At 59.8% G+C, this 11,117-nt stretch carries 8 protein-coding genes; 3 read left to right on the top strand and 5 right to left on the bottom strand.

The window, feature by feature from the left end; genetic code table 11:
* Positions 1 to 129 precede the first annotated feature (129 nt).
* The 3 genes from NMG10_RS00065 (at position 130) to NMG10_RS00075 (ending at position 1,963) form a co-directional block, all read left to right on the top strand.
* A complete protein-coding gene (locus NMG10_RS00065) occupies positions 130 to 420 on the top strand; it encodes a DUF5629 family protein (RefSeq protein WP_232856004.1) in 291 nt (96 codons plus the stop codon).
* Positions 386 to 1,516: a lactonase family protein gene (locus NMG10_RS00070; RefSeq protein WP_254463399.1), complete on the top strand. Its 1,131-nt coding sequence runs from the start codon at positions 386 to 388 to the stop codon at positions 1,514 to 1,516. The genes NMG10_RS00065 and NMG10_RS00070 overlap by 35 nt, the downstream gene beginning before the upstream one ends.
* 270 nt (positions 1,517 to 1,786) lie before the next feature.
* A complete protein-coding gene (locus NMG10_RS00075) occupies positions 1,787 to 1,963 on the top strand; it encodes a hypothetical protein (RefSeq protein ID WP_167388412.1) in 177 nt (58 codons plus the stop codon).
* A 157-nt stretch (positions 1,964 to 2,120) separates the two neighbouring features.
* On the opposite strand, the gene NMG10_RS00080 is transcribed toward NMG10_RS00075, so the two are convergent.
* The 5 genes from NMG10_RS00080 to NMG10_RS00100 all read right to left on the bottom strand — a co-directional run bounded on the left by NMG10_RS00080 (position 2,121) and on the right by NMG10_RS00100 (position 11,012).
* Complete coding sequence (locus NMG10_RS00080) at positions 2,121 to 2,714, bottom strand: glutathione S-transferase (RefSeq protein WP_254463401.1); 594 nt, start codon at positions 2,712 to 2,714, stop codon at positions 2,121 to 2,123.
* Complete coding sequence (locus tag NMG10_RS00085; protein WP_254463403.1) at positions 2,711 to 6,355, bottom strand: AAA family ATPase; 3,645 nt, start codon at positions 6,353 to 6,355, stop codon at positions 2,711 to 2,713. Before NMG10_RS00085 ends, NMG10_RS00080 begins: the two co-directional genes overlap by 4 nt.
* Positions 6,352 to 7,590, bottom strand: a complete 1,239-nt coding sequence (locus NMG10_RS00090) for an exonuclease SbcCD subunit D C-terminal domain-containing protein (protein WP_096049703.1) — start codon at positions 7,588 to 7,590, stop codon at positions 6,352 to 6,354. The genes NMG10_RS00085 and NMG10_RS00090 overlap by 4 nt, the downstream gene beginning before the upstream one ends.
* 197 nt (positions 7,591 to 7,787) lie before the next feature.
* Complete coding sequence (locus tag NMG10_RS00095; RefSeq protein ID WP_254463405.1) at positions 7,788 to 10,589, bottom strand: hypothetical protein; 2,802 nt, start codon at positions 10,587 to 10,589, stop codon at positions 7,788 to 7,790.
* Positions 10,590 to 10,673: 84 nt separating this feature from the next.
* Complete coding sequence (locus NMG10_RS00100) at positions 10,674 to 11,012, bottom strand: hypothetical protein (RefSeq protein WP_254463407.1); 339 nt, start codon at positions 11,010 to 11,012, stop codon at positions 10,674 to 10,676.
* Positions 11,013 to 11,117 lie beyond the last annotated feature (105 nt).

Raw genomic sequence — 11,117 nt, forward strand, 5'->3', positions numbered from 1 at the left:
CGGCAGTAGAGTCTGTGGGAGCGGGTTTACCCGCGAATACGATGGTGCACTCACCGACGCATTCGCGGGTAAACCCGCTCCCACAGCGTATACTGTCGGCTCTTTTTTCCATCGGTAATCTCTCGTCCCATGTCCACCCTCGCCACCGCCCTCGCATCCTGCGACATGCTCCTGATCGATGGCCTGCACGCCTTCGACTTCACCTTCGACGCATCCGGCCTCACCATCGAGTGCATGGATGGCCGCCAGCTGCGTCGCTGGACCTTCACCCCCGACCAGATCAGCGCCGCCATCGGCGCGGGCGACGATTGGAGCCTGGCCAGTGACGAAGGCGAGCATCGTCTAGTCTGTATGAGTGCCTTTCGTGCCCCGGATGAAGAAGACGATGAACAGGAAATGGACACGCCTGCTGACCACTAGCCTCATGGCTTTGTCAGTCAACGCCCAGGCCGCCACGTTGCTGGTGGGCAGCTACACCGACAACGGCAGCGAAGGGATCTACCGCTTCGACTTCAATGTCCGCACGGGGCAGATCGACGCTACGCCCCGGCAGGTGGTCAAGAGCGTCAGCCCCTCGTGGCTGGTGCTGTCCGCCGACCAGCGCCAGTTGTTCGCGGTCAATGAAACGCCCAAGGGCCAGGTCAGCAGTTTCTCGCTGGGCAAGCAGGGTGAGATCAAGCTGCTGAACCAGGTGCCCAGCCAGGGCGACGAGCCGACCCACGCCAGCCTCAGCCACGACCAGCGCTACCTGTTCGTTGCCAACTACGCCGTTGCCCCCGACCCCGGTGGCAGCCTGGTGGTGATCCCGGTGGCCCGGGACGGCAAGCTCAAGCCTGTGGTGCAGCAGGCCCGGCATGCGCCGAGCAAGGTCAATCCCGAACGCCAGGCCGGTGCCCATGTGCATTCGCTGGTGTTGTCGCCCGATGGCCGCCACCTGTACGCCAGCGACCTGGGCGCCGACAAGGTGTTCATCTACCGCTACGACGGCGCCAGCCCCGAGCATCCGCTGAGCCCGGCGATTCCGCCCTCGGTGGTACTACCGCCGGGCAGCGGCCCGCGCCATCTGCTGTTCGACGCCAAGGGCCGGCATGCTTACCTGACCCTGGAGATGAGCGCCGAGGTGGTGGTGTTCGATGTGCAGGACGGTGCGTTGACCCAGCGCCAGCGCCTGCCGCTGACCGAGAGCACGGACGCTGCGGCGAAGGCCGCAGGCGGCCTGCACCTGTCGGCCGATGGGCGTTTCCTCTATGTCAGCAACCGTGGCACTGCCAACGAGATCGTGGTGTACGCCGTGGGCAAGGACGATGGCCAACTTACCCTGCTGCAGCGCCGTTCGGTGGAGGGCGACCATCCCCGGGAGTTTGCCCTCGATCCGGATGGCAACTACCTGCTGGTGGCGAACCAGAAGAGCAACCAGATCGTGGTCATGCGCCGCGATCCGCGCAGCGGCAAGTTGGGGGACACGGTGCAGAAACTGCCCCAGCAGGCGCCTTCGGATCTCAAGTTTTTGGAATGAACCTGCGTTTGCCCTGTAGGAGCGGCCTTGTGCCGCGAAAGGGCCGCAGAGCGGCCCCAGGATTTCAGCGTTAATGCATCAATCGCCGGGGCTGCTGTGCAGCCCTTTCGCGGCACAAGGCCGCTCCTACAGGGGGCGCGTGTCCAATTATCGATGGGGGTGATATCCGCTACTGCTGCAATGAATTTTTCCAGGCAGACGCATCGGCGTAAGTTTTGACCCAAGGCCCCAACGGGCTAACGTCAACCACCGAAGTCGAGGTCAGCCCACATGAACTTCAATCTCTTCCCGGTCATCGCCGCTTCCGCCATCTCCGCCTCCGTCGTGCTGCCGGCCCACGCCCAACTGGAGCAAAGCGCCAAGGCATCGAACACCCACAGCTACACCCAGAAGTACCTGCAGCAGAGCGCGCATTTCCATGCCGCCCTGAGCAAGCATGCCAATTGAGTGTGTAAAGCCATTGGTAATAGCACAACGCCACGTGATTTAATTTGACGCTAATTTTTTGACTCTCCAAAGGGGCAGAGCATGATGTGGCGTATCACGGCGGTAGTGCTGTTGTTGATGTCCGCGCCGATCCTGGCGCTTTGAGCGATACGCTGTCTCACTTGGCCATCACGGCCTTGAACAGCGGCGATGCCAGCCAGCCCTGCAACCAGCTCCGCAACCGCGGATAAGCCGCCTCGGCGAACCATTCGGGTTCGACCCCGGCAAACTGGCGCATCAGGGGCAGCAAGGCGGCGTCGGCCAGGCTCGGGTGAGCGGCCAGCAGGTAGGGCCTGCCTTCGAGCAGGCGTTCCAGCTCGGCCAGCCAGGGCTCGGCCTGGGCGCGGTAGTGCGCCCGGGAATGCTCGGGGTAGCGCTCGGCGTACTTGTACAGGTTCACCTGCGCCTTGAAGGTGCTGTCGTTGCGCGTGATCAGCGTTTCGGCCTGCTGCGCGGCAGTGGGATCGGCCTGCAGGCGCCAGTCCTCGGGGTCATGTCGGGCGAGCGCCCAGCGCATGATGTCCAGGCTTTCCTCCAGCACCACATCCCCGGTATCGAGCACCGGCACCGTGCCTTTGGGCGACAGTGCCAGCAGCACGGCCGGCTTTTCCTTCATCTTCACCTCGTGGACCTGCACGTCGCAGCTGGCGTAGCGCAGGGCCAGGCGCGCGCGCATGGCCCAGGGGCAGCGACGGAACGAGTAGAGGATCACCCGCACACCTCCACGTCGCTCAGGCCATTGCCCTGGCGGCGCACCTGGATCTGCACCGGAATGCGCTCGTGCATCTCCTGCACGTGGGAGATCACTGCCACCTTGCGCCCCTGGGCCTGCAGGCCGTCGAGGGCGTCCATGGCCAGTTGCAGCGACTCGGGGTCGAGGCTGCCGAAGCCTTCGTCGATGAACAGCGATTCGATACGCAGAGTGCTCGACGCCATGGATGCCAGGCCCAGGGCCAGGGCCAGCGACACCAGGAAGGTCTCGCCGCCCGACAGCGAATGCACCGAGCGCAGTTCGTCGCCCATCTCGGTGTCCAGCACCAGCAGGCCCAGGGCACTACCGCCGCGCTTGAGGCGATAACGCCGGGCCAGCTGGCGCAACTGGCTGTTGGCGTGATGCAGCAGCAGGTCGAGGTTGTAGCCCTGGGCGATCTTGCGGAACACATCACCCGAGGCCGAGCCGATCAACGCATTCAGACGTGCCCAGCGTTGCCATTGCTGGTAGGCCTGTTCGATCTGTTCGGCCAGGGTCTGGCTGGCCTGTTGCCGGCGCTGGTCCTCGGCCTGTTGGGCGCGCAGCTCGGCGCATTGCTGCTCCTGGGCTGCCAGCTGTGCGGCCAGTTCGGCGAGGGCGGTTTCCAACGCTTCGACGGGCAACTCGCCGTGGGCCTGGGCAGTGTGTTGCTGCAGTCGCTGCTCACGCTCTCCTAGCAACACGCGGCCTTGCTCGACGGCTTTTTCTGCGGCCTGCAGGCGTTGACGCAGCTCGCCCACCTGGCTGTCGTCGATGGCCAGCAGGCGGTCGAGGCCGGCGTCGTCCAACTCCGGGTGTTCGCTGCGCCACTGGGCGATTTCGCCCTGTAGCTGCTGGTGCTCCTGCTCCAGTGCCTGCTGGCGCTGCTGGTTGGCCTTGAGCTCGCCGGCCAGTTGCACGCCCTGGGTGTGCAGCGCCTGCAGTTGCCGGGCGCTGTCTGCCTCGGCGGCGCGGGCCTGTTCCAACTGGGTGTCCATGTGCTGCTGCCAGGCTTCGGCGCTGGGCTGGTCGCCGAGCAGCTCGCCCAGGGTGGCCTGGGCCTTGTGGCGTTGCTCCTCCAGCACGGCGAGTTTCTGTTGCAGCTGCTGCTGGCTGTGCAGGCGTGCCTGTTGCTGATCGCGCTGTTTGTCCAGCTGGACCTGGCGAGCCTGTTGTTCTTCCAGCTCGTCCTTGCGCAGGTCGAGTTGCTGGCGGCGCTGGGCAATCTGCTGGTCGAGGCCGAGGAACGCATTGGCCGGGTCGTCGCGCAGGGCCTGGAGAATGTCCGGGGGCAGCACGCTTTCGAGGCTTTCGAGGGCCTGCGCGAGTTGTTGCTCGTCGGCGGCCAGGGCCTGGTGCTGCTGGTCGAGGTGGCGCTGGGCCTGTTGCTGGGCTTCGCCGGCGGCCTGCAATTGCTGGGTGAGACGGGCGGCATCCCTTTGCAGGGCGAGCAGGGCGCCCTGGCGTTTCTCGTCGCGGTCGATCTCGTCGCCGAGGCGGCGCAGCTGACCGTCGAGCCACTTGCCACGGGCGCTGTCGTCCTGCGGCGCCAGCGCTGGCCACAGGGCATGGGCCTGAACCTGCTCGAGCACGGGCTGCAACTGCTCGCCCAACTGCTGCTGTTGCTGCTGGTAGTCCTTGAGCTGGGCGTTGACCACGCCCAACTCGGTGCGCAGCTCCACCAACCTGGTATTGAGCTGTTCGACCTGCCGCTGCGCCGCCGCTTCCTCAGCCTGGTCGTGGCGACCGAGGCTGTGCAGCAACGCTTCGGGCTGATGGAACGGGTGCTCGGCGCTGCCACACACCGGGCAGGGCTCGCCATCGCGCAGTTGGGCGCGCAGTTCCTCGACGCTGGTGTTACGCGCCAGGCGCTGGCGCTCGAGCAGCTGGCGGGTCAGGGTCAGCGCCTGCTCGGCGCCCTCCAGTTCTGCCTTGGCCGCCGTGCCTTCGCCGATCAGTTGCTGGCGCTGCTGCATGGCCTGTTGCTGGCGCTCGCGCAGTGTATTGAGGCCGTTGCGCAGTTCCATTTCGCGGCCATGCAGGCGCGACAGTTCCTCGACCGCGCGTTGCTGCTTGCGGTTGTCCTGGAGCATGGCGCCGAGCAGGTCGATCTGCTCGGCCAGCGCCTGGGGTTCGGCCCCCGCCTCGCGGAACAGCAACTCGAAATGTTCGCGCTGGGCTTGCAGCTGGGCGTTGGCCTGGCTGGCCTGGGCCTGCAGGCCGGGCAGCTCTTCGCGGCCCTTGGCCAGGCGGCCGCCGATCAGCATCACCTGCTTGAGTTGCGGCAGGTAGGCCTGCCAGGCGTCGGCCAGGCTGCCGAGCGGTTCGCTTTCGGCCAGAGCGCTGTCGATTTGGGCCAGTTGCTCCAGGCTGCGCTGCTGGTTGTCTTCCAGCTGCTGCAGTTGCTGCTGGGCTGCATCGACTTCCTGTTCGGCCTGGGTGCAGGCTTCCCGTTGTTCGGCAAGCTCCTTGTCCAGGCGCGTCAGGTCGCCCTGGGCGGCGAAGGCCTGGCGCAGGCGCGGGGCGTTTTCGCCGTGCAGGGCCTGGTGCTGGACCAGGTGCTGGCGGGCCGTTTCCAGAGCCTGCTGCAGCGCGTCGGTGTGTTGCTGCAGTTCGGTTTGCTGGCGCAGTTGCTGGTCGATATCTGCCAGCACCGGGGCCAGTTGCCCGGCCAGGTGCTGCTGGCGGTGGAACTGGTGGCGCTGGGGCGCCAGGCGCTCCAGGCGTTGCAGGTCGACGCGCTGCTCGGCCAGTTGCTGCCACTCGTGTTGCGCATTTTGCAGGGCCGTGCCGGCTTCGCTGTGCTGGGCCTGCAGGCGCTGCTGTTCGGCAAACCAGATGCGCTGCTGTTCCAGTTGGCGCTGGCGCGCCTGTTCGGCCTTGAACTGCTGCTGGGCCTGTTCCAGTGCCTGGTCGAGGGCGGCGCGGGCTTCGGCTTGCATCGGCAGCAGGTGTTCAGCCTGCTTCTTCAGGTCGTTGTGAACCTCGCCGGTTTCCCGCGCCTTGCTGAAGGCGCGTTGGCCCAGGCGGGTGTAGATCGCGGTGTTGGTGAGTTTTTCCAGCAGTTCGCTGCGCTCGCGGTCGTCGGCCTTGAGGAAGGCGCCGAATTCGCTCTGGGCCAGCATCACCGCGCGGGTGAACTGCTCGAAGTTCAGGCCCAGGCGGGCCTCGACCAGTTGCTTGTATTCGTTCTTGCCGCTGCCCAGCAGCTGCTCGCTGTCCAGGTCGTAGAGACTCTGGCGGCTGTTCTGCAGCTTGCCGGTGGCTTTTTCGCGGGCGCGGTTGGCTTCCCAGCGGGCGCGGTAGCGGCCGCCGTCGATGCCGACGAAATCGACTTCGGCGAAGCCGCTGCCGGTGCCGCGGCGCAGCAAATTGCGCGGATCCGAGGTGGGGATCTCGCCGTCGGCGTCCGGCACCTTGGCTTCCCGGGCGATGTCGTTCAGGCGCGGCACGCTGCCGAACAGCGCCAGGCACAGGGCGTCGAGCAGGGTGCTCTTGCCGGCGCCGGTGGGCCCGGTGATGGCGAACAGGCCAGCGCTGGCCAGGGGCTCGGCGGTGAAGTCGATATCGACCGGGCCGGCCAACGAGGCCAGGTTTTTCAGGCGGATGGCGAGGATTTTCATGCCTGCTCCTCCTCTTGCAGGACGTCCTGCAGCAATTCGGCGAAATCGGCCAGGGCCTGGTCGTCGGCGGGGTTGCCGTAGGCCTGCTCCCAGGCGCGGCCGAACAGGTCCTGCGGGGTCATCTGGGCCAGCTCGACGAAGGCTTGCTCGTCGTCTTCGGCGCGGCCGCTGCCGGCGTATTCGGCGCTGATGCGCACCAGGCGCACAGCCTTGCCCTGCAGGGCGCCTTCGATCTGCTGGCGCAGGTCGGGCTGCGGCTCGTCCAGGCGCACCCGTACTTCCAGCCAGGGCTGGCGGTTGGGGTCTTCGAGCAGGTCGATCACCGGCAGTTGCCCGAGCTGTTCGAGCAATTCGCCCAGCGGCGCCGGGCCGACCCGTTGCAGGGCCACCGCGCGGGGCACCGGACGCGGCTCGACGCTGACCAGCTCGGCGCCGTCCAGCTCGACTTCCAGCACCTGGTGCGGGTAGTTGATCTCGGCGAACGACAACGGGATCGGCGCGCCGCTGTAGCGGATGCGGTTCTCGCGGTTGACCTTCTGCGGCTTGTGCAGGTGACCGAGGGCGACATAGCTGATGGCCTTGTCGAACAGTTTGGCCGGCAGGGCCTCGGCATTGCCGATGATCAGGCTGCGCTCGGAGTCCTCCGAGATGCTGCCGCCGGCCATGTGCGCGTGGCTGATGGCGACCAGCGCCTGGTCTTTCTTGCGCTTCTTCTGCGCCGCGGCGATCAGTTGCTCATGGACCTGGTTGATGCCCTGCAGATAGTCGTCGCCCAGCGCGGGGCCGGTGACTTCGGCCGGACGCAGGAAGGGCAGGGCCAGGCACCAGGCGCCGACCTTGCCGCGGGCGTTGGTCAACGGGATCAGCAGCCGCTCGGTGTCCAGCTGGCCCTCGTCGAGCCAGTGCACCCGGCCCAGGGCGTGGGTGCGCAGGCGGCGCATCAGCGGCGCCGGCAGCTCGATGCGCGAACCGGAGTCGTGGTTGCCGGCGATCATCACGATATCCAGCTTGGGCTGTTGCTCGTGGGCCTGGACGATGAAGTCGTAGAGGCGCTCCTGGGCTTTGACCGGCGGGTTGACCGTGTCGAAGATATCGCCGGCGATCAGCAGCGCGTCGGGCTGGCGCAGGCGCAGCTGGCCGAGCAGCCAGTCGATGAAGCAGGCGTGTTCGAAATCGCGTTCCTGGCCATGCAGGCTCTGGCCCAGGTGCCAGTCGGAGGTGTGAAACAGACGCATGGATGACCTTTTGATGTCTGATCGTGCTAGCAAGGGGTGGTTCGTAGTCACATGAAAAAATGCACAGATTCTAACCCAAGTCGTGCGATGCGTCTGGGTGAAAAGACTTTAAGCAGTCAAACTGAACGACGTAAATCGTACCGACCAATTCTGAGTAAAGTAATTGAACTGCCGGCGTCGGTAAGCTGGCGAAAATTTCACTCGGTAGGGAAGTCGTCTTCGTCATTGTAGCGGTGATTATTAAAGAGCTTAGTGTCGCCTCGTGTTATGGTTTTGGCGAAATCATCATAGTATTGCCTGATCTGTCGAAGTGCGATGGCGATGCGAAAGAAACCACTCGCTTCGCACTGGTCTGCGCGTTGCTCGTATTTTTTTGCAAGCAGGCGTTCGGGTAAAGCGCTAGGTGAAATCTCATGCGCGCCACGAGCCTCAAGTGTTGCGCTCACATAATACTCTCTCAAGGTGTCCATGGTTTTATTGTTTAGGAATTTTGCAATATGTCGATTGATCCAGAATCCATCGGAGTCCTCAGGTGAATTGACCAGAAGTGCGGCGATTTTTCTGAGTGCAGCGTCGCGATGGCCGGACGCTTCACATAGCAAAAGTACCTGTTCGATCCAGTTGTCAAATTGGGCTGTGTCGAAATTCATTCCGGATCCCGGGATGGTTTTCCAGGTGCCGAAAAGGCAGCGCATTTGTAGCTGTATTCGTTGTTGATTGGCTGTGGCTTTAGGCGCTTGTGAGAACTTTTCGCTTGGGTGTGCGGAAGATATGAAGGAGTGAAATAAATTGGGGTTGTTTGATAGCTCGTGATGTAATTTAAGCTCGGATTTGTCGTATTTCAATATTTGGCAGTAAGCAAACTCAATGTATAGTAAGTCATTCTTGCTGATTTCGCCGTGGTTGCGTAAGAATGATATGATTTTTCTGACGTCGTAATAGATTTCTGGCGGAATAGGGGTTTGAGTGGTGATCAATTGGTTTAGGGTGATAACGGCGGATTGTGTTTTTAAGGTGTTTTCACGAAACATTAAGTGGCACAAGCAGTGCAGTGCTGCCAAGGGGCGACGCTGTGCAAGGAACTGATCATGAGCAAAATAGAGAGATTCTGGCCCTGTATATTCAATGTAGCCTGGCCAGGAAGTTGTAACTTTGCTCCAATATTGAGAGGCGAGATCTGGTTTGGAAAGGGCTTCGATGGCGTGCCATGTTTTGGGGGTGAAGGGGAGATTAGTAAATAACGTAATGAGCGCGTCTGGGCTCCATACGGGCAGGTCCATTGCCTCTATAAAAGCCATGTCGGTGATGTGGCTGCGTTCTCTGATGTAGCTGGCTATAAAGTTCTGTATGTGTCGGCTGGGGTGGGCTATTAATTCTTTTATAGTTTCGGCGTGTTCTGATTCAACCAGTTTGGCTAGGTGCGTCCCAGCAAGTTTTGGGTTTTCGACGCTGTTGGAAAACTGTGCGACAAGATAAAAGTCTCCGTGCCTGTAGATTTCTCTTATAGCAGAGGATCTTGAGTGTTCAATGGTGCGTTCTAGGTCTTCAATAGTCTCAAAATTTTCGAGTTGAAACGGTAGGGTGTTGGAAAATAGTTTGCGATGGTAAAGTTCTGGGAGTTTCGATTCGGTGGCTGCTATTGCTTGGTGGAGAAGTTCCTTTGGGAGCGCGTAGTTGTGTAATTGGTGGTTCTGGTTCTTCGTTAGGCTGGTAAGCGTTGACCAGATTTTGTAGCTTTGTTCTTTGTCAAGTGTTGCTGTGTTATTCAATATGGCTTCAAGTGTGTGCTTGAGTGCGGAGGGGATTTCAAGGAGTCTAGAAATATTGCTAATTAATTGTAGTAAGCGAGTCGGATTGTTTTGAGCTAGCTTTATCGCCAGTTCGCCGAGTGCTGCATATTGATCTTCTCTCGAAATTGGCGAACCTTCATCGTAAGAGGCAGGAGACGATAAAAATACGGGGTGGCTGTTGTCCTGATGTGTTCGCCAAGGTTGTGGTAGTAGTTCGAGGGTAATCGTCCAGGCTAATTCAGGTAGTTCTTCGTGTAATGTGGTTAGGGTGATAAGCCTACGTTGGAAAGGTGCAGACGTATTGTGGGGTTCGGGGGAAAGTATATTGATAATGGATTTTGTCAGGCGAGTGGATAGAGGGTCCTCGCAAGTCACTTGCTGCAGCTCGCCAAGTGCCAATACCGAGCGAGTCAAATACTCTGGGAACCATGCAAGTCGTTCAAGTCCGCTTATCAAGCCAGAGGCGTAGGTTGTAGAGTGTATGCCGTGATTTTGTGTTTGTGCAAATAGTTCAAGTGCGATGTGCTTTGATGAGGTTAATAGCGCTTCGAGCTTTGTTAAATAGGTGTTTGGTGCAGCTTCAGCTAGTTGACCGGCTATGTCGTTGAGACTAGCCCATTGTTCCCATTTCGAACTGGATAGTAACTGTGAAACAACCTCGCTTGAAATTGAGGAGCATGTGAAATGAGGTACGTTTTCTGCGTCTTCGCTTTGGATGTTTAGTAGTGCTAAGCTATTGGCGATCCCGGTTCTGAGTAGCGAACTATTGTAGGGTTTGACGCCATACAGCTCGGCGATATTTCGTTTCTCAGGAGGGAGGTTAAGCCGAGTGTCAATTTGACTGAATACCCGAATTGCAGCCTCTTTAAAGCGTTCTAAGTCCTTTTTATAAAGGCGTGAAAGAGCACTGCTCCACTTGCTTCTATAATCGATAACCTCCCAGTCTCCCATGTGATGTTTGATTGGGGGGGTAGGCTTTTCTAGAATCGCTTGAATTTTTCTTATCCAGGAATCATAGGGCTCATCAGTAATAAGTTCTATGATTTCAATATCGTGCGCTACCGATTCGCTCCATGCTCCAATGATTATGGCTAGTGAGAGATCTCTATTTAAAGAGTCCTCGCTGGCGCTGTAGCATATGTAGTCGCCGGAGATATTGTGGCCGGTCCCGGAATGTGTTTGATTAATGTTGATGATTTTAATTGTCATGTGTTTTCTTTTGCAGACAATAACAGGTAGATTAATCGTGTTCGGGGGTGAGGCGGATTTTTGTGATTGTCCATGACGGTTTGTCTAAGAAGAAATTTTATTGCCCGCGATGTTGTCGCCATTGCCACTATGGTGTTGAGTGACAGTATTGATTGTGGAGTGAGCGGTTGCTCGAGGACTTTTAATCTGGCCTAGCAAGTCGATAATTTGTTGTGATTGATTCAAACTGGCAGTAATTGCCTTTTCACTCATGCCGTCATTGATTTCAAGCTTATTCAATTCCGATGAAAGGTCTTCTGCATGATGGTCTTCTATCAGCCATCGAGTCAGTCGTTTTTTCAATTCTTGACCGCTTATTTTAACCCCTGCCTTAAGAGTCTCGTATGCGGCGTTGGCAAGAATGCCTGTTGTAATAACGTCCATGATGTCTTCCTATAGATTGTTAGCGGTGTACGCTGTCATGCAAGCCTATGGCGATTGTGATGTTCAATCCCGCACTCACACATTTCGTATAAATCCTAGCGGTTT

The organism is Pseudomonas sp. DVZ6, assembly GCF_024259445.1.
GTDB classification, from domain to species: domain Bacteria; phylum Pseudomonadota; class Gammaproteobacteria; order Pseudomonadales; family Pseudomonadaceae; genus Aquipseudomonas; species Aquipseudomonas peradeniyensis.

Bases quoted from the DNA above. Each gene is read 5' to 3' on its own strand.
- NMG10_RS00095 (WP_254463405.1), bottom strand. From the start codon at position 10,589: ATGACAATTAAAATCATCAACATTAATCAAACACATTCCGGGACCGGC.
- NMG10_RS00070 (WP_254463399.1), top strand. From the start codon at position 386: ATGAACAGGAAATGGACACGCCTGCTGACCACTAGCCTCATGGCTTTG.
- NMG10_RS00100 (WP_254463407.1), bottom strand. From the start codon at position 11,012: ATGGACGTTATTACAACAGGCATTCTTGCCAACGCCGCATACGAGACT.
- NMG10_RS00075 (WP_167388412.1), top strand. From the start codon at position 1,787: ATGAACTTCAATCTCTTCCCGGTCATCGCCGCTTCCGCCATCTCCGCC.
- NMG10_RS00090 (WP_096049703.1), bottom strand. From the start codon at position 7,590: ATGCGTCTGTTTCACACCTCCGACTGGCACCTGGGCCAGAGCCTGCAT.
- NMG10_RS00085 (WP_254463403.1), bottom strand. From the start codon at position 6,355: ATGAAAATCCTCGCCATCCGCCTGAAAAACCTGGCCTCGTTGGCCGGC.
- NMG10_RS00065 (WP_232856004.1), top strand. From the start codon at position 130: ATGTCCACCCTCGCCACCGCCCTCGCATCCTGCGACATGCTCCTGATC.